This is a genomic window from Luteolibacter sp. (assembly GCF_039920825.1).
Classification (GTDB): Bacteria; Verrucomicrobiota; Verrucomicrobiia; order Verrucomicrobiales; family Akkermansiaceae; genus Luteolibacter.
In genome coordinates this window covers 1-17873 of sequence record NZ_JBDSCX010000025.1, presented here as the reverse complement: position 1 = coordinate 17873, position 17873 = coordinate 1, and the positions used below count along the sequence as shown (strand labels likewise).

Annotated in this window: 14 protein-coding genes; 6 read left to right on the top strand and 8 right to left on the bottom strand. The window is 59.8% G+C overall.

Annotated features, from left to right (window positions below; genetic code table 11):
* Positions 1 to 10: 10 nt before the first annotated feature.
* The 3 genes from ABIQ96_RS06320 to ABIQ96_RS06310 form a co-directional block, all read right to left on the bottom strand.
* Complete coding sequence (locus ABIQ96_RS06320; RefSeq protein ID WP_348213719.1) at positions 11 to 2200, bottom strand: PQQ-dependent sugar dehydrogenase; 2190 nt, start codon at positions 2198 to 2200, stop codon at positions 11 to 13.
* 49 nt (positions 2201 to 2249) lie between these two features.
* Positions 2250 to 3383, bottom strand: coding sequence for a hypothetical protein (locus tag ABIQ96_RS06315; RefSeq protein ID WP_348213718.1), 1134 nt, complete (start codon positions 3381 to 3383; stop codon positions 2250 to 2252).
* A 124-nt stretch (positions 3384 to 3507) separates the two neighbouring features.
* Positions 3508 to 4869, bottom strand: a complete 1362-nt coding sequence (locus ABIQ96_RS06310; protein WP_348213717.1) for an MBL fold metallo-hydrolase — start codon at positions 4867 to 4869, stop codon at positions 3508 to 3510.
* A 101-nt stretch (positions 4870 to 4970) separates the two neighbouring features.
* On the opposite strand from ABIQ96_RS06310, the gene ABIQ96_RS06305 reads away from it, so the two are divergent.
* A complete protein-coding gene (locus tag ABIQ96_RS06305; RefSeq protein WP_348213716.1) occupies positions 4971 to 6161 on the top strand; it encodes a TIGR03862 family flavoprotein in 1191 nt (396 codons plus the stop codon).
* Here ABIQ96_RS06305 and ABIQ96_RS06300 read toward each other — a convergent pair.
* Both ABIQ96_RS06300 and ABIQ96_RS06295 read right to left on the bottom strand, forming a co-directional pair.
* Positions 6153 to 6605 carry a hypothetical protein gene (locus ABIQ96_RS06300; protein ID WP_348213715.1) on the bottom strand — a complete coding sequence of 151 codons (453 nt, stop codon included), beginning with the start codon at positions 6603 to 6605 and terminating at the stop codon, positions 6153 to 6155. The genes ABIQ96_RS06305 and ABIQ96_RS06300 overlap by 9 nt on opposite strands.
* 197 nt (positions 6606 to 6802) lie before the next feature.
* Positions 6803 to 7045 carry a hypothetical protein gene (locus tag ABIQ96_RS06295; protein WP_348213714.1) on the bottom strand — a complete coding sequence of 81 codons (243 nt, stop codon included), beginning with the start codon at positions 7043 to 7045 and terminating at the stop codon, positions 6803 to 6805.
* A gap of 101 nt (positions 7046 to 7146) precedes the next feature.
* On the opposite strand from ABIQ96_RS06295, the gene ABIQ96_RS06290 reads away from it, so the two are divergent.
* Positions 7147 to 7548, top strand: a complete 402-nt coding sequence (locus tag ABIQ96_RS06290; RefSeq protein WP_348213713.1) for a phnA protein — start codon at positions 7147 to 7149, stop codon at positions 7546 to 7548.
* A 76-nt stretch (positions 7549 to 7624) separates the two neighbouring features.
* Positions 7625 to 8266 carry a sigma-70 family RNA polymerase sigma factor gene (locus ABIQ96_RS06285; RefSeq protein ID WP_348213712.1) on the top strand — a complete coding sequence of 214 codons (642 nt, stop codon included), beginning with the start codon at positions 7625 to 7627 and terminating at the stop codon, positions 8264 to 8266.
* Positions 8267 to 8325: 59 nt separating this feature from the next.
* Here ABIQ96_RS06285 and ABIQ96_RS06280 read toward each other — a convergent pair whose 3' ends face one another.
* From ABIQ96_RS06280 to ABIQ96_RS06270, 3 genes are all read right to left on the bottom strand, one after another.
* The gene (locus ABIQ96_RS06280; protein WP_348213711.1) at positions 8326 to 10002 is read right to left on the bottom strand and encodes a putative manganese-dependent inorganic diphosphatase; all 1677 of its coding nucleotides are present in this window, start codon (positions 10000 to 10002) and stop codon (positions 8326 to 8328) included.
* A gap of 139 nt (positions 10003 to 10141) precedes the next feature.
* The gene (locus ABIQ96_RS06275; RefSeq protein WP_348213710.1) at positions 10142 to 11701 is read right to left on the bottom strand and encodes a sulfotransferase; all 1560 of its coding nucleotides are present in this window, start codon (positions 11699 to 11701) and stop codon (positions 10142 to 10144) included.
* A 78-nt stretch (positions 11702 to 11779) separates the two neighbouring features.
* Positions 11780 to 12931 carry a substrate-binding domain-containing protein gene (locus ABIQ96_RS06270; protein ID WP_348213709.1) on the bottom strand — a complete coding sequence of 384 codons (1152 nt, stop codon included), beginning with the start codon at positions 12929 to 12931 and terminating at the stop codon, positions 11780 to 11782.
* Positions 12932 to 13165: 234 nt separating this feature from the next.
* Between ABIQ96_RS06270 and ABIQ96_RS06265 the strand changes: the two genes are divergently transcribed.
* The 3 genes from ABIQ96_RS06265 to ABIQ96_RS06255 form a co-directional block, all read left to right on the top strand.
* Positions 13166 to 16144 carry an autotransporter-associated beta strand repeat-containing protein gene (locus ABIQ96_RS06265; protein ID WP_348213708.1) on the top strand — a complete coding sequence of 993 codons (2979 nt, stop codon included), beginning with the start codon at positions 13166 to 13168 and terminating at the stop codon, positions 16142 to 16144.
* Positions 16145 to 16344: 200 nt separating this feature from the next.
* The gene (locus ABIQ96_RS06260; RefSeq protein WP_348213707.1) at positions 16345 to 16914 is read left to right on the top strand and encodes a sigma-70 family RNA polymerase sigma factor; all 570 of its coding nucleotides are present in this window, start codon (positions 16345 to 16347) and stop codon (positions 16912 to 16914) included.
* 119 nt (positions 16915 to 17033) lie between these two features.
* A partial coding sequence (locus ABIQ96_RS06255) for a serine/threonine-protein kinase (RefSeq protein ID WP_348213706.1) occupies positions 17034 to 17873 on the top strand: 840 nt, incomplete at its 3' end.

Here is a 17873-nt window from a genome sequence, read left to right as displayed (position 1 = left end):
CCGCTCCAGATCACTTCGCCGGAACGCGGAATTTCGCGGTGGTGAAGCCGGGCGCCTCGGCGGTGAATTCCCACGCTCCGCCTTCGCCCGCGGTGGCGGGTTTGGAGGGAAGGGTGATCTTACCGTTGAGGCTGCCTTTGGATTGGCTGATGCCATCTGATAGGCCGAGGATGGCGCGAAGGATGGTATCCGCATCGGTGTCCTTGAGAGCAATTTGTGGCGGCATCGGGACTTCGCCCCAGGCGCCGTTGCCGCCGGTTTTGACTTTGTTTTTCAGGTAGTCGAGAGCATCGGGACGGTCGCGGTATTTGAGCGAGACATTCAGATAGGCCGGCCCGACCGAAGTGTGGTCCACTTGATGGCAGGCAAGGCACTGGTTGGCGGTGACAAGCGCCGTGATTTCCGGTGAAAACTGCGGGCCGCCGGCATCGTGGCCGGTTGCGGGGATGTAACGGGCGGAGACGGTTGTCTGGGCCGCGTCGGGCGCGGTTCCACTGATGACCTTGAAGTCGATGGTATTTCCGAAAACATAGTCCGGGGCTTTTCCGGACAAGTTGAGAGTGAGTTCGGGCGCGGCCTTTTCCGTGGTCAGCGAAATGCGGGCGATTCCGTTAGTGCTCTTGCCGTCCGAGGCGACAGCGCGGATTTCACTGCCTTCACCGGCGGGAACCGTGATCGTGGAACCCGTGCCGAGTTTCTTTTCGGTGATGCCGGTGGTGAGCCACCACGTGACGACGATCGGATCTTTCTCGGCGTCGGTCGCGGATTTCACGCTGAAGGTGCGGTCCTTTCCGGCGACGGGCTCGATTGCGATTTCAGGCGAGTGATTGGCGGAATCAGGCAGGATGCGGCGGAGGAAACCGTTTTTGTTGAACCACCATTCGGATCCGTAATCGAGCAGCCAGATCGAACCGTCGGCGGCCATTTCCATGTCCATCGGGTGGCGGTTGCCTTCATCAAGGACTTCGAGTTTTTCCAACTTTTCGCCGGTCCCGAGTTTGGCCTTCCAGATTTTTCCGCGGATCCAGTCGTAGGTGAGAAGCGTGTGGTCGTCCTCTTTCGGGAGGATGTTGTATTTCCGCTTGGGGCTGAAATAGAACACAGGGCCGGCCATGGCATTGCGCCCGCCCTTGCCCATTGCGGGGAATTCCGGGCTGTCGGCGTAGGGATACCAGATGAAGGCGGATTGCCCGGGCGGTAGATCGATAAGACCGGTATTGCGGATGCCGGTGTTCTTCGGTGCGGCGGGATCGGTCATCCGGCCGGGCTTGCCGGTGGTGAAATCGACGATCGGATAAGGTTTGTTATTTGCTATCAGAAACGGCCAGCCGAAGTTTCCGGCTGCTTTTGCCTGGTTCACCTCGTCGTGGCCGGCCGGGCCTTTGTCGGAGGCGTTCGCTGCGTCGGGCCCGACTTCGCCCCAGTAGAGCGTGCTGTTTTTCGAATCGATGGAAATACGGAAAGGATTCCGGCAACCCATGACGAAGATCTCCGGGCGGGTCTTGTCAGTGCTTTTGCGAAACAGATTGCCGGGCGGGATCTCGTAGCCTTTTTCGGTCGGCCGGATGCGGAGGATTTTCCCGCGAAGGTCGTTGGTGTTGCCGGCGCTGCGCTGGGCGTCCCACGGCATGCGGTCCGGGCGGTCGTCGATGGGAGCGTAGCCGTCGCTGGCAAACGGGTTGGTGTTGTCGCCGACGCTGAGGTAGAGCAACCCGTCGGGGCCGAACTGGACCGAGCCGCCATGATGGCAGATCCGGTCGTGCCGTTGCGTTTGCACGTCGATGAGAATCAGCTCGCTGGAAATATCGAGTTTCCCGTCCTTAAGCTGGAAGCGCGACAGGCGGTCGATCAGCTTGTCCGGCACCGAGTAGTAGAGAAACACCCGCTGGTTTTTCGCGAAATTCGGATCCAGAGCGATGCCTTGCAGCCCGTCTTCCACCGCGGAGTCGCTCTTTGGATCTGTCGAACGCAGCGCGGAAACAGGTAGGTCGCCGATTTCAAAAACTCCGCCGGTCGACGGTCGGACGCGGAACATTTTGCCCTCGCGCTCGACGAAATAGACGTCCCCGTCGGCTGCCACGCTGATCGACATCGGATCGTGAAAACCCTCGGCAATCGTTTCTTTCCGGATTGGGGCGGCAGTGGCTGCACCGATCAGGAGCAGGGAAAGTGGGAGGAAATTTCGCAGGGGTGCTTGCATGACAGAGTGGGATTTCAGTGCTCAGGCAAGAGCGTTGTCAGATGGGAAATCAATCTAAAGCGAAAAGCTCGCCGCTGATGGGGGGCTTGACGACCACTGGAATAGGGGAGGTTTTTTCCGCCTCCGGAGCCTCAACCTCGGTCAGGACAGTCTTGGCGGACGTCCCGGAAGGCTCAACCTCGGTCACGACAGCGTCGGTGGATGTCCCGGGATCCTCAACCTCCGTAACGACAGCCTCGTCGGATGTCCCGGAAGCTTCAATTTCGGTAACGACAGCGTCGGCGGATGTCCCGGAAGCCTCAACCTCAGTAACGACAGCCTCGGCGGATGCCTCGGGAGTCTCAATTTCGGTCAAAACAGCTTCCGCGGGTGCTTCCACTTCCAAAATGGTGGCGGGAACTTCCTCTACCGGCTCGGCAATGGCTTTTTGCTTATTGAGCTCCACAAGCCGGAGTACCTCGGCCTTGGCGGCGGCGATGCGGTTGGAATCGCCCACCGGGCCGATCCTTTTTGAAGGAGCAGGCAGGTCGCGGCCGGTTTCGAGGGCATTGGCGAGCCGGGCCTCGGCTTTTTCAAGCGCCTCGACGGCGGCGGCCTCACGTTTTCTCATTTCTCCGGCGTAGCGGGAGGAAACGGCGACGGACTCGCGCAGGCGCTCGATTTCCACTTGGAGTTCCGCAGAGTCATCGGGGCGGTTTTGCGCCAAGGCGAGTTGCTCGCGGGCTTTTGAAAGCTCATTTTCGAGGCTGAAACTGCGGTCTTTCTGCAACTTGTCCGTCTCGTTGGCGCGGGCGTTGAGGTGTTTGATCGCGTCCTGGGATTTCTTCAACTCGGCTTCGAGTGCGGCGATCCGCTTGGTTTCCGAATCAAGCGCCTTGCGGGCGGCATCGAGATCGGAGGCGGCTTTGTCAAAACTCTCTTTGGAAATGGAGGCGGCCTGGAGGTGGTCGAACTCGGTTTTCAACGCCTTGTGAGCGGAGCGGGATTTTTCCAAGGCGGCTTCCAGATTCTTCGCACGGTCCTGTTGCTGGCTCTTTTCGGGCGAAGGGGCGGGTTTGGTGGCCTTGGCGGGAGCCGCTTTGGACGAGGATCCGCGCGCGGACCAGCCGATGTAGCCGAATAAAACGGACAGGATGACCAGCGCCGGGATGACCTTCGAGAGGTTCGTGAGAATTTCGTTCATGATGGGATTGGGGAAATCACGCGGAAAAGCCGCGTTCGGCGGTGTATCGCGGGATGACTCCCCCGGTCAACTGCATTGCCACCCTGATCCCCCTTACGAACGCGGGGGGAAGCGTCGTTCGCCGTTAGATGGTGTATTCCACACCCGGTTCCGGAACAATGATTTCCGTGGTGGGAAGGCGGCGTTGGATTTCCTGGCGGAACCACTCGACCGCGCCATCGTCGCCATGGACGAGGAAGGTCTTTTTAGGAGCGACCTTCACGATGTAGTCGGCGATGTCCGCACGGGTGGAATGGCCGCTGAAATCGAAAATCCGCACTTCGCAGTTGAGCGGGACCGCCGGGAATGCGGGATCGAGCACGACCGAATCACCCGGCTTTGCCGAGCGGATTTTTCCACCCGGTGTTTCGGGATCCGCATAGCCGACGAAAAACAGGCCGTGCTTTGGATTTTCCAAAACCCCTTGGCGGGCGAAATTATTTGAGACGGTTTTCTCCGACATCATCCCGCTGGAGAGGGCGTAGATGCAGCCGGGGTTGAAGGGGATCGGTCCTTTGCGTTTCTTGCTGCCGGCTTCGAGTTCCATGTCCTTGAGGAAACGGAAATTCGGCAAGTGGCGGCGCGAGGTGGTGCTGAAACGGTCGTAAACGTTGGTCATTTTCGTGCTCAACCCGCCGATGTAAACCGGGGTCTTCTTCGGGATCAGCCCTTCCGCCTTGAAGCGGTGCAGCATGCCTAACACCTCCTGTGTCTTGCCCATCGCGAAAACCGGAATCAGCACCGAACCCTTGCGGGCGAGGACGTTCTTGATCGCCTCGGCCAACGCGTTTTCCTCGTCCATCCGGTTGTAGCCGGGGTCGCGCTCCTGCTCGCCGCGGGTGGTTTCGACGATCAACGCATCCACCTTGTCCTCGGGGAAAAGCGCACCTTTTTGCAGCGTGCTGTGCTCGAAATTCACGTCGCCGGTGTAGAAAATCTTTTTCCCCTCCGCTTCGATGGTCACCCCGACCGACCCGAGGATGTGCCCCGCGTCGTGGAATGTTCCCCGGAACGTGCCCGCCGGATCGAGGTCGAACGGGCGCTCGACGCCGCGGGTTTCGAAGCCTTCCTCAATGTCGTCCAGCTCGCGGTGCTCGAAAAGCGGATACTCGGCGATGCCGTGCTCGATGCGTTTCGCCTGCATCACGTTCACCGAGTTGTGGAGCATCGCGGTGGCGAGTTCGGCGGTCTCAGGAGAGAGGAAAACCTTTGCCTGTGGCTGATCCTGGAGGAAAACCGGCAGCGTCCCGACGTGGTCGAGGTGCGAGTGCGTGATGATGATCGAGTCCACCATGCGCGGCTCAAGGTACTCGTAATGAGGGATCGCCTCGGAGCCTTCGTGTTTCGGATGCATCCCGGCGTCCAGCACCACATTGGCGTGTCCGGATTTCAGCAAATAGGAATTCGCACCGATACCGGCGTGGCGACAGAGACTTTTGAATATCATGATAAAGGCGGAAAGCGGAAACGGCGGGACCATGGGCGTCCGCGCCTGTCCTGTCAACCCACCCGCTTGACGCGATTGTGCGGGGCACTAGGCTCGCCGCCTTGTCCACCCACACCCAACTCGCCGTCATCGGCGGCGGTCCGGCCGGCCTCCGTGCGGCGGAAGTCGCCGCCTCGGCGGGTTTGCAAGTCACGCTTTTCGATGCCAAGCCATCGGTCGGTCGGAAATTTCTCGTCGCGGGAAAAGGCGGGCTGAACCTCACTCACGGCGAATCGTTCGACCGCTTCATCACCCGCTACTCCGGCCCGGCCCAACCTGCGGAAACGTGGGAAAAACTCATCGCCGGCTTCGATCCCGCCGCCCTCCGCGAATGGGCCGCGGGACTTGGCGTGGAAACCTTCCAAGCCACCAGCGGCCGGGTCTATCCGAAAGCTCTCAAGGCCGCACCGCTCCTGCGCCGTTGGATCGAGCGACTGCGCGGACTCGGCGTGCGTTTCGAAATGAATCACCGGCTGACATCACTCGCTCCGGGAAATCCCTATCAACTCGGTTTTTCCAACGGCACCACCGCCGCTGCCGACTCGGTGATCCTGGCCCTTGGCGGCGGTTCTTGGACGAAAACCGGTTCCGACGGCGCGTGGCAGGAGATTTTCGAAAAACTCGGCATTTCCCAGAACCCGCTCGCTCCGGCCAACTGCGGTTGGGAACACGAGTGGTCGCCCGAAGTCCTCGCCGCCGCCGAGGGCAAGCCATTGAAAAACATCCACGTCAGCGTTGGTGATCAGACGGTCATCGGCGAGCTCATGGTCACCCGCTACGGACTCGAAGGCGGTGCGATCTATCAACTCGGTGCCACCCTCCGCGCCATGCCGGAGCCCGCTCTCGCCATCGATTTCAAACCCACCTTCACGCATGAACAGCTCGTCGCGAAGATGGAATCCGTCCGTCGCGATTTCCTAACCGAAGCCCGCGTCCGCTGGAAACTCAGCGACCCCGCCCACGCCATCCTTTCGCGCCACACTTGGACCGATGCCGCCTCCCTCGCCCGCGAGGCGAAACACTGCGTTATCGGGCTGACAAAACCGCGCCCGATCGACGAAGCCATTTCCTCCGCCGGCGGGGTCTGTTGGAACGAGATCGATGCCAATCTCATGCTGAAAAAACTCCCCGGCATCTTCGTCGCCGGAGAAATGATCGACTGGGAAGCGCCCACCGGCGGCTATCTCATGCAAGGCTGTTTCGCCACCGCCACCCGCGCCGCGAAGTCGGCGGTGGAGTGGATTTCACGGTAACTCGCGGCCTTCGAGAATCGCTTGGGAAAACGGGTCACCCGCCGCCGCGAACTCACGGAGGTGGCTCATGGCAAGTTCCCGCACTTCCGCGAAGGGATTTTCCATGGCCGGGATCAGGACCTGCCACTCGGAAAAACGTTCGAGCATCTGCGACGCCTCTTCCAATGAAGCGGTGGGAAGTCGCTTTTTGTAGTCGGCACGGACGACAGATTCGAGATGCAGGATGTCAATGAGGTCTTTATCCCGGCCCGTTTCCAACTTGCTCTGGATCAAATCGAGTGGCTCAGGAAGCAATGTCCCGTCTGCTCGCAATTTGGCCCGTTGGCAAATCACGTCAAAATCCGTGATTTCGATTTCATTTGGCTTTCGAAAAACATCGAGAGGGCAGTCGAGTCCTTGAACCCTGACCATGCTGGTCTCTTCAATCGCATCAACCAGATCCATCCCGGAAACAGGCACCCAGCCGGGAAGACGATGAAGGGAGAGCCCTCCGAAATCGCAACAGGTCTTCTCCAAAAAAGCAGCCCATTCATCACTGTTACTCATTGGATCCAGCCAGATATCCCCGTCAAATGTGGATCGGCTCAGCCCGTGAGCGATCACCGCCAAGCCACCGATCACCAAAACCCGGTGACTCCGGGTCAACTGTCTGACAAAACGGTCTGTTGGAGTTTCCATGCTTCGACTCGTTCGTTGACCCGGCAGGCGATGTACCAATCCTCGGACACCGAATCCGGATTCTTCAGCCATGGTTCGCTGTTATCCGTAATCTTGCTCTTCGGCGGGCGGGGACCCCGGGCCGCGGTGTATTTTCGCCGGGCGACGCGCGCGGCGAAATCTTCCTGCAAGCGCCGGATCGAAGGATGATACTGCGTGAGTTTCACAACGCGGAATCTACCACGCATCCGGGGAATGGGAAGCTTCGAGGAGAATTCCGCCGAATTTCAAGGTTCCACCTGTTTGATTTCCCGTGCTAACTTCCGGCATGGGAAAAGGTTATGAACTGCACCAAGCACGGTCGCTGGCCTTGCAGGGGATCGGCAAGGATCTGGCAAGGCGGGCGAAGTCGAAATGCGAACTGACGGGCGCAGCCGGAGTTCCACTGCGGCCTTACGAGGTGCCGCCGGTGGGACTCGATCCCGACATCGAGAAAACTCTGTTGGTGAGCGAGGCCTGCCATGAAGTGCTGGAGCATCCGGCACGGCTGAAGGGGCGCGAGTGGCAGTGTCTGGCGGAAACTGTTTGGAGCGAGCAAGCCGCGACCCAGGTGGTGGCTTGGCGGATGCTCCATCATCTGGCGAAAACCGAGGATTGGGCGCGCGAGGTGATCGAGGAGGTTTTCCTGGATGATGAGGTTGAAGAATGGGCGAAATCGGCCGAACTTTGAAGCGAACCGTGTCGGACGACTCTCGCGCCATGAATTTCCCTCGCAACTTTGGGCCGGTTCTGAGGTTGGTTCCCGCATGTTCAGCGCCACCGTCGCCGACACACCTTTTTTCCTGAAAATGGAGGCTGACCCCACTCCACATGCAAACGATGGCTGCGACCTTGATTTCGCGCTGATGGAGCGCATCGGCGAGGGGGACCACGCGGCGTTTCGGAGCCTTGTGGAGCGCCACCAGAACGCGGTCATCGGCACCGTCGCCAAGATGCTGGGAAATGCATCCGAATCCGAGGACATCGCGCAACAGGTGTTTCTGCGCATTTGGAAAAACGCCAAACGCTATCGGCCGGACGCGAAATTCACGACCTACCTTTACACCATCACGCGGAATCTGGTTTTCAACGAAACCCGCCGCAAAAGCCGCAAAAAGGAGGTTTCATCCGACGAGCGCGAGGAGAATTCCAACAATCTCATCGAGGCCAGTCCCGACCGCCAACCCGATGCGGAACTGTTGCAATCCGAACTGCAACGCGCCGTCGATGATGCCATCGCCTCGCTGCCGGAAGCCCAACGGATGGCGGTGGTCCTGCGCCGCTACGAACAGCTTTCCTACGAGGAGATCGCGGATGTCCTCAAGCTTTCCGTTTCCGCGGTGAAGAGCCTGCTGTTCCGGGCGCGCACTTCGTTGCGGGAAGCGCTGAGCGGATACCTGGCGGAATAAGGCGCATGGACGTCTCGTCCATGCGCGGGGACGAGACGTCCCCGCCCCCTATTGTTAGGTCACCGCGAAAGCTGGATGGCTTCGCAAACCGCCGGGAAAATCTGGCGTTTGCGGCTGACGACTCCGGGTGCGTGGAAGAGGGTTTCGTCGAGGCGCTCGAAGGGAAGCTTTGAAAGCGCGGAGTCCTCGCCGACGGCGAGGATCATGCTGTGATGCAGCGCGACGTCCGTCACGGCCAACACGGCGAGATCGTATTTCATCTTGGTGAAAAGCTCTTTAAGGGCGTCCTCAAGTTCTTTCCTCCGTCCCGCGAAGCCGTGAAGATCGCGCTCCTCGACTTGGGAAATGCTAACCAAGAGTCCTTGCTCGGTGAATTCCTTGCGGTCGGCATTCAGGATTTCCTCCGGCGTGCCGTTGGCGATGAGCGAACCGACGCCGAAGAATTCATCGGTGAATTTCTTCGGATCCACGCCGGCCACGCCGCTGAGCCAGGTGAGCATCTCGCGGTCTAACAAAGTGGTCGTCGGTGAGGTCAGGCAGAGCGTATCCGAAACGATGCCGGCACACAGGCACATCGCCACGCTGGGTGCGGGCATCAGGCCGCGGTGGAAAAATTTCCGACCGACGAGCGTGCAGGTCGAGCCGACGGGTTCGTTCAGATAGCGGATCGGCTCGCGCGAGACGAGGTCGCCTGCAAGGCGGTGGTGATCGATGACTTCGGTGATTTCCGCTTCCTCCACGCCGTTGACGGCCTGGGCGTATTCGTTGTGGTCCACCAGCGCGAGACGGGTGCGCGGCGGATCGACGAGGTCGGATTTTGCCAGCACGCCGATCATTTTCCCGCCAGTGTGTTCGACGACGGGGAAGAGGTCCTGATCGATGGCGGCGAGGTGCTTGCGCAACCGCGAGATCGGTTCCGCGGCCGTCACAGTTAGAAAATTCTTCTCCATGACGTGGCGCACGGTCCGAGAACAACGGATGAGTGTCGAGGCGCTCGCGGTGTCCTGATGGCAGCGCAGAACGACGACGCCTTTTTTCGCCGCGTAGCCGAGGATTTCCGCGGATACGGTGTTTTCACCGGTGACTAGCAGCGCACGCGCGCCGTGGTCGATCGCCGAGCGCTGCACGATCGGCCGGTCACCGCAGATGACGAGGAATTTTCCGACGTTTCCTTCTTCGATCGCCTGCTTGAGCCGCTTGTCGATGGTGGATTGGGAGGACGCGCCGACGAGAAGAATCAGGTCTTCCTCGAACTCCGGCGACGGCAGCATCGCGCCGAGGCTTTCCGCGTTGAGCGTGTCGGCGAGCTTTGCCAGTGACACATGGACGGTCCGCACGCTGAGGCCTTCGGTATCGGCGGGGAGGAGCAGCTTGAGCAAATCGAAATAACGCAGGATGCCGCAGAGATTTCCGTCGTCATCCTCGACGGGCACACAGCGGATTTCCGCGGCGAGCATCCGGCGATAAGCGGTTAGGAAAGTATCGGCCACGCTGACCTTGATGATCTTGCGATGGCAGATCATGCCGGAGTTCACCCGTACGTCGGTTAGCAGCATCGGCGCATCGAGTCCGGCCCGTTCCAGCACCCATTTCGTGCGCTGGGAGATTTCCCCGCAGCGGGCGGCAATGGCTTTGGGCTCCTCGCCGACGGCGCGGAGGAGGGCTGCGTAGCCGATGGCGGAGCAGATCGCGTCGGTGTCAGGGTTCTTATGGCCGATGACGTAGAAGGGGGGCATGGGAGCGGTGAGAGGTAAATATATGGGAACTGTCTGCCAAGCATAGGCAGCGCCGGACGGACATCAAGATTCTTACCGGTTGCGGAAAGGATTGGCAAACAGTGGTTATTAAATCCTCCAGGACCGGATTGGGGAGAAATCAAATGCGGTAGCCAAATGCCTGGCAAAAGGGCTCCAGCATCGCCCGCACGGGCTCCATTTCCTTGGCATAGCGCTCCCAACGCCCGACGGCGCTGGAGTAAACCTTGCGGGTCACGTCATGATAGGTCGGTGCGAAGAGGATCTTGCCGCTTGCGTTTTCCTCATGGCGTGCCTGGTCCGGGTGCCAGTCCAGGCCGAGAAAACGGGTGACCTTTTTGCCCTCCGTTTCGAGATCCTCCACGACATCCTCGTAACGCGATTCGATCCAGTCGAAGCCGCCGAGATCGCGCATCCGCAACCAGATGCCCATGAGGTCCGCGTAGTGTTTCGCCGTGCGCTCCATGCTGAGAAAGTTCGCGTTGGTCGCGTTCAGCATGATGTTGAGGAAAAAACAACTGATCACCACGTCGCGTGGATCTCGCAGGGAAATGATCACCTTGAGCTCGGGAAAAACCCGCAGCCAAACGGGGAGCGACGACGTGGGCGAGGGATTTTTATCCAGCAGCATGCGGGCTGGATTTTCACCCGGAACTTCCCGCATCAGGCTTTGGACATAGCGCTGGCGCATCCCGGCCCGTATCGTCGCCGGTAGTTGGTCCAGCGCGTGTGCGGAGTTCCGGCCGGCCATTTTCGGGTGACCGGCAATTTCCTGGGCGAAACCAACGGGCTCATCGAACGCCATCACCTCCGGATTCGCCCCGAGGATCTGCTCCAACAACGTGGTTCCGCTGCGGGGATGGCCGCCGAGAAACGCGAACCTGTGGCTTCCTTCCGAAGCCGGAGCCTCCTCGCGCCAGCTCCGGATCGTCTTTGATGTTAGGGATGCCATCAGCTCCTGCCGGCGGCGCTCTCCCTCGTCATAGCCGCGCTCCAAAGCGGAAGTATCGGTGAGCGTGCGCACCACCATCTTCGCTTCGAGCAGCCAGTGCATCGCCTCCTGATAGTGTCCGAGTTCGTCAAGCACCACGCCGAGCAGATGGCGGCTTGCATATTTCACGTAGGGATAGCGCGGGCCATCCTTGATCAGATCGCGCAGTTCCATTTCTGCTAGGGAGGTCTCCTTCCGCCGGTGCCGCAGGAACGCCCGGAAATAGCGGGCCTGGTCGTCCCGCGGATGACGGGCGAGACAGGCTTCGACCTGTTCCCACGCTTCGGGAAGACGCCGTTCTTTTTCCAACCATACGGCGAGGTTGATCCGCGCGTCCACGGAGTCCGGATTGGCGACAACCGCCTTTTCAAAACAGGACCGCGCATCATCCAACTGCCGCAAACCCTGATATTGATGGCCGATGGAGGAAAGCAGCGAAGCGTTCCCGGGTGCCAGTTCCAGTGCCCGGCGGTAAGCTTGGTTTGCAAGCGGGAAATCGAGAGCCCCCGATGCCGCGTTTCCGAATTCGAACCATAGCTCCGGCACTCCGGCATAGTGGCGGACCAGTTCCCGATAGTCGGAAAGCGCCGCTGCGCAGTGTCCGCCTAGCAGTTTTTCGCGTGCCTTCCGCCACCGCACGCGATCCCGTGGGGAGCGTTGCAATGCGACCAGATCGTTGTTCGGATTCATGGTGATAAATGGTCGGCTTTCATCGCGGATTGGGAAGCATGTCGATGGGAATAAATGTGTTAGGCGGTGGTGGCGGGTTCAGTTTTTCGCGGGGCCGATGGTCTGGCCGGGGATCCAGGTTCCGGCGATCTCCTTAGAGCCGAACGTTTTCAATCCGTGTCGCGGTCCGCTCACCCATTTCGCCATTTCCCGTGCCATGCGTTCGAGCGGATGCTTGAAATGACTGGGCGTCGGCTCGATCCAGTCCACCGTTTCATCGGATGACAAACAGACCAACGACACGTCGGCGGGAATGCGATAACCTTGCGATTCGAGCTGGCGCTTGACCCATAGAAATTCCGCCCAATCCAGACAGATCCACGCGGTCGGCTGGAACTCGCCATCGACCCGCCGGAAGATGCGGCGCAACTCCTTGGGATGGTTGAACGCCACCGCGGGTGTTTGAAGTCCTTCACGAAACGGCAGACCGCGAGCCGAGGAGACATCACGGAATTTCGCCCTGATCGCGTGGATGAACGGCGTGGAGCGATTGCACAAAGGAAATGCGATTCGCGCGTGCCCGAGATTCATCAACTCGCCAAGCGCGTGTTCAAGCATCGACGCCGTGGAAATCCCGATCACCGGAATGTCGTTGCCATCGGCATTTCCTCCGCAGAACAGAATGCGCAGTTCCCGGCGTGTCGCCCACTTGGCCAGCATGCCGTCTCCCAGGATTGCCACCACTGCGTCCGGATTTTCCATCGCGAGGAGCCGATCCCAGTGGCGGTGACGGATCACTCCGCCGCCCATGTTCGCGGTGTGAAATCTAACGCGCCACCGTTTGGGGACTAACAAATCACTCAGGCGTGCGGCCAATTGCCAGTGCTGACCCACCGTATGCTTGCCCGGCATTTTCGGAATGATGACCAGCAATGTCATGATTTCCGGCTCGGAAACCGCACCTGCCGCGGAGCGATGGCGAATCCTGTAACGCGTTCTCAATCCAGCACCTTCAATCAGGCCCGCCGTTTCCAACCGTTTGAGAACCTTGGCGAGCGTGCCGCCGCTGATGCCCAGCATCGCTGCCAGGGTGCGGCTTCCCGGAAGCTTTTCCTTCCAGCGTCCGCTCCGGATCATTTTGCCCAGCACGGCCTCCGCTTGCTCGGATTTTCCGACAACCTTGTCCTGGCGGGCAATTCCATGGCTCCTTGCGGTCATCGCCTCATTGCTCATATCCGCGAAACTAGGCATTCGTCGTGCTGTAGCAATTTCGAATTTGATTTTCGCCTTTGGCATCACGGTATTTGATCCAATCTGTATCATTTGTGACGCAGAAAAACACTTCAAATTTGTTTGACGCTCCAGCGCTGAAAGAGAGTCTTCGGATTTAATTCAAGTGGTATCAAAGCCAGCGGAAACAATTATTGTTAGGTTGTCCTCCGCATGATTTCCCCAGTCCGTTCCAAGCCATATCTTCAATCAATCATGAAACGCCCCAAGTTTAAGAAAGTGTTGCGACCCACCCTCCAGGCGGTGCCGCTGGCCGCACTCATGCTCGGAGCCGCGGAGGCTGGAACCACCGTGGGTTTGAATTTCCAATCGTGGTATTACGACTCGGGAGTCACTCCGCAGACCGTGGGCTACGGTGCGGGTTATCAGACCACCGGCTTTCCCGTCACGGCCAAGGCATTCGGGATCGATACAGCCGACTGGACCAACGCCGATCCGTTCGACTGCAGTAATCCCATCAGCGAAACCGTCCCGTTTGGCGGGACGCTTTCCGCCGCTGTCACGGCGCCGAACGCCTGGCAATCCGGGATCGGGGCGAAAATCCCCGGCTTTGTTTCTGGAATCACCGTGGATCCGGGGAACAACGAAGTCACTTGGGGATATCTCGACGACGGCAACACCGACGGCGGGCATCCCTCCGTCGACCTCACCGGCCTGGCGGCGAAATTTCCAAGCGGCTACGTGATCGCAACCATCACCGGCGGCGGGGGAACGAATGTTTTCAACGATGTGGACATCACCGATGGGGTGACCACCAGCACCGTGGCCTATGCCACCGAATTTGTCGAAAACCCTCCTTCGAACACCGATGGTGGTGGCGGGACCGTGGGCATCAGTGCGGCCAGTGCGGTTTTCACCAGCGACACCATCAGCGTCATTCCTCAGCCGAAAACGGCGGGGAAACGGTCCACTCTGGCGGCGATCGTCGTCACTGACAAACCGGTAATTCTCAGGGAACCGTCGGGGGGTGGCACTTTCGCTACCGGCAGCACCGTCAGTCTGACGGCAAATGTCATCGGACTTCCTCCTTTGATCTATCAATGGAAGCGGAACGGAGCGGACATCCCTGGTGGGACCTCCTTGAGCTATACCGATGCCAGTCTCGCTCCGGATGAGGCCGGCGACTACACATTGGTCGTGACTAACGGATCCGGAACTGCCACCAGCGTGGCAGTCCATATTAATGTGGTGACCCCGTCCTACCGTATCTGGGCTGGCAATGTGAACGGCACCTGGGACATCGGAACCACCGCGAACTGGACGGATGGCAGCAACCCCACAACATACAACGACTTGGATAATGTCGTGTTTGACGATTCCGCCACCACCACTGCGATCACTCTGGCCGCGCCGGTGAATCCCTCGGCCATCTTTTTCACCAACAATACCAAGAGCTATGACCTGAGCGGCAGTCCCATCGCTGGGCTTGGGTCGCTGATCAAAATGGGAACTGGTAATCTGACTCTATCCGGAGCCAACACGTTCACCGGAGCAGTCGATATCCAAAGCGGAAAGGTCATCACTAACAACTCGGGAAGTCTCGGTTCCGGAACATCGGCCGTCTCGCTCGGAGCGAACGCCATACTCGAGGCGAGCGTGTCCCACACCCTCAACCGGGGACTTATATTGGCCGGGGGAGCCGCTCAAATTTCCACCGCTGCCGGAGCCACCCTGACCATGACCACCTCCTTCGCGGGAGGTGGCGGCGTGCTCACCAAGACCGGCACCGGCACGCTGCGGATCCAAGGCTATGTGGGAGGAAATTTCGGGCTTACCAGCATGCAGATCAATGCGGGAACCATTGAAATGGCGGGGCATGCCTTCAATTCCGACCTCGGCTTGGCCTCCATCACGGTCAATCCCGGGGCTGTATTGGCCATTCCCGCGGGATCGGCCCATGCTCTCGGCGGCGCTTACACGAATTCACCGGTCATCAATCTGCTAGGTGGCACTTTCGCCATCGGCCAGGAACAGTATCTCGACGCGATCAACATGACGGGAGCCACCATCCAGCCAAACGGCGGGCCTCCGGAAATCCGATCCGATTACAATTTCAACCTCCACACGCTGGCCTCACCGAACAGCTCGTTCATCAACGGAATTACTTTCAACCGGGTGAACTCGAACTTCGTTTTCACCGTTGATGACGGTCCGGCGGCAGAGGACCTGATTTTCGAAGGGACCATCATGACCGGAACCGATCCCGTTACGAAAGCCGGCCCGGGAGTCATGGTCATGCAAGGGGCGCTGGGTTATACCGCACCGACTCTCGTCGACGCAGGAACGCTTGTCGCCAACGCGGTGTTCGACACTTCGTCCGTCACGGTTGCCGCGACCGCCACCCTCGGCGGCACCGGCAGCATCTTTGGTTCGGTCGTCGTCAAATCCGGAGGCACGCTCGCTCCGGGTGTCGGAGTCGGTGAATTTTTCACTGGTCCGCTCACTTTGGAAACCGGCTCGACGCTGGCGGCCCAGCTCGATTCATCAGGTGCTCCGACGGCTGATGCCGTCAATGTGGACGGTGACGTCACGCTCGCCGGCACGTTGTCGCCCACGGATATCGCCACGACTCCCGTAGCGTTGGCAATCGGCACCAAGCTCACCTTGATCACCTACACCGGTGCTCTGACCGGCACCTTCACGGATCTTTCCGAAGGCTCGTCGATCAACGCCGGAGTGAACAATTTCACCATCTCGTACAACGACTCATCCGCCGTGACGCTCACTGCGGTCGCCGGAAGCCCTTTCACCACTTGGGTCACCGGAGCTCCCTACAACCTTTCCGGATCCAACGCCTTGCCCGGCGCCGATCCCGACCACGACGGGATCGCAAATTCCATCGAATTCGTTCTCGGTGGAAATCCGGCCACCGTCAGCGACACCGCGCTGCTTCCCACCAGCGAACTGGTCACGAACCCGGGCGGATCGGTTCCTAACGGAAACTATCTGAAGTTCACCTTCCGCCGCACCAGTGCCTCGGCTTCCCTCACACCCGCCGCCCAGTCCGACACCGATCTCGCCGGACCTTGGACCACCGCGGTCGCCGGCCAAGGCGGTGTGGTCGTAGTTACCACCGCCAACTTCTACGGCACGGGAGTGGACCGCGTGATCTGCTACATTCCACGTCCTGCAACCGGCCCGTTTTTCGGCCGCCTGTCGGTGACCACTCCTTGATCCGTCAACTCACATCCGTTCCGGAACTTCGATTCCTAGCAGACCCAGGCCCGTTTTTAAGGTCCGGGAGTGAAGTCGCAAAGTGCCCGCCTGCTGGAGCGGAACACCTTTTCCTTAAAAAACGCGAGGTCAGGGAGGTAGATCATCTTTCACTGTCGGTTTTGATTGCCAGAGGCTTTGGGAAAACGGGAGCGTGTGGAATGGAACACGGCAGCGACAACGTGACTCTCATCCTCAACGCAGCAAGCGAGGGAGACAGGCAAGCGGCGGAAGATCTGATTCCGCTCGTCTATGGGGAGTTGCGCAAACTGGCGGCCTGGCGCTTGGGGCAGGAGGCAGAGGCACACACCCTGCAGGCGACCGCCTTGGTTCATGAAGCCTACCTGAAGCTCTCGCCGGGGGAACCGCAGTGGCAGGGGAGAAAGCACTTTTTCTGCGCGGCCGCCGAATCGATGCGCCGCATCCTGATCGACCGCGCGCGGCATCGGAAAGCCGTGCGGCATGGTGGCGAATTGCAGCGGACCGGGTTCGCGGAAGACCTCATCGCCGTTCCTGCCGTGAAAGATGACGAAATTCTCGCCATCCATGAAATCCTCGATCGCTTCGCCCAAATCGAGCCTCGCAAGGCCGAGGTGGTCAAGTTGCGTTATTTCGTCGGAATGACGATCGAGGAAACCGCCGAGGCCCTCGGCATTTCGACGCCCACTGCGAAGCGTGACTGGATTTATGCGCGGGCCTGGTTGTTCCGGGAACTGAAACGGGACGTTTGACGGAGCCTCCGGTTTTTCGCGATCCATCGAGGAAATTTGATCCCATCTCCGGGGGGATTTCGCATAGTCAGGTCGAGGTCAAAGATGGTCTCAAAATTTTTCACCAAGAACCACCCGCCGTGCCAAATCACCTCGCTCCGGAAATCATCCTGCAGGCCGCCTTGGAAATCCCGTGCCCGCAGGAACGCGCCGCTTACCTTGACGGGTCGTGCGGGGACGATCCGGCGTTGCGCGAAGAGGTCGGGATGCTCATCGCCGCGCACTTTGCGGATGAAACTTTCATGGAACCCTTGGCCGATCCTCTTTGGCTCGAAGCACGCAGTGAGCGGGAGGGCGATATGATCGGGCGCTACAAGTTGCTCCGGCAGATCGGCGAGGGCGGTTTCGGCACTGTCTTTCTAGCAGAACAAAGCCAACCGGTGAAACGTGAGGTGGCGCTCAAGGTGATCAAGCCGGGAATGGACTCCAAGGAAATCATCGCACGCTTCGAGGCGGAGCGACAGGCGCTGGCCCTGATGGACCACCCGCATATCGCGAAGGTCCATGATGCGGGGACCACGGAAGGCGGGCGGCCCTACTTCGTGATGGAACTGGTCATGGGGGTGCCGATTACGAAATACTGTGCCGATAGCCATCTCGACGCCAGGGAACTGCTGGAGCTTTTCACCGGCGTGTGCGCGGCCGTGCAACACGCGCACCAGAAAGGCATCATCCACCGCGACCTGAAACCGTCTAACATTCTTGTCCCGCTCCACGATGGCAAGCCGGTGGTGAAGGTGATCGACTTCGGAATCGCTAAGGCGCTCGGGATGGAACTCACCGAAAAAACGGCCTTCACGCAGTTCGGCCGGATGATCGGGACGCCTCAATACATGAGCCCGGAGCAGGCGGAACCCAACGCGCTGGATGTGGACACCCGCAGCGACATCTATTCGCTGGGGGTGATCCTGTATGAACTG

Excerpts from the sequence above, each read along its gene's own strand:
- ABIQ96_RS06260 (WP_348213707.1), top strand. The coding sequence starts at position 16,345 with ATGGAACACGGCAGCGACAACGTGACTCTCATCCTCAACGCAGCAAGC.
- ABIQ96_RS06280 (WP_348213711.1), bottom strand. The coding sequence starts at position 10,002 with ATGCCCCCCTTCTACGTCATCGGCCATAAGAACCCTGACACCGACGCG.
- ABIQ96_RS06265 (WP_348213708.1), top strand. The coding sequence starts at position 13,166 with ATGAAACGCCCCAAGTTTAAGAAAGTGTTGCGACCCACCCTCCAGGCG.
- ABIQ96_RS06300 (WP_348213715.1), bottom strand. The coding sequence starts at position 6,605 with ATGGATCTGGTTGATGCGATTGAAGAGACCAGCATGGTCAGGGTTCAA.
- ABIQ96_RS06285 (WP_348213712.1), top strand. The coding sequence starts at position 7,625 with ATGTTCAGCGCCACCGTCGCCGACACACCTTTTTTCCTGAAAATGGAG.
- ABIQ96_RS06275 (WP_348213710.1), bottom strand. The coding sequence starts at position 11,701 with ATGAATCCGAACAACGATCTGGTCGCATTGCAACGCTCCCCACGGGAT.
- ABIQ96_RS06315 (WP_348213718.1), bottom strand. The coding sequence starts at position 3,383 with ATGAACGAAATTCTCACGAACCTCTCGAAGGTCATCCCGGCGCTGGTC.
- ABIQ96_RS06290 (WP_348213713.1), top strand. The coding sequence starts at position 7,147 with ATGGGAAAAGGTTATGAACTGCACCAAGCACGGTCGCTGGCCTTGCAG.
- ABIQ96_RS06320 (WP_348213719.1), bottom strand. The coding sequence starts at position 2,200 with ATGCAAGCACCCCTGCGAAATTTCCTCCCACTTTCCCTGCTCCTGATC.
- ABIQ96_RS06270 (WP_348213709.1), bottom strand. The coding sequence starts at position 12,931 with ATGCCTAGTTTCGCGGATATGAGCAATGAGGCGATGACCGCAAGGAGC.
- ABIQ96_RS06310 (WP_348213717.1), bottom strand. The coding sequence starts at position 4,869 with ATGATATTCAAAAGTCTCTGTCGCCACGCCGGTATCGGTGCGAATTCC.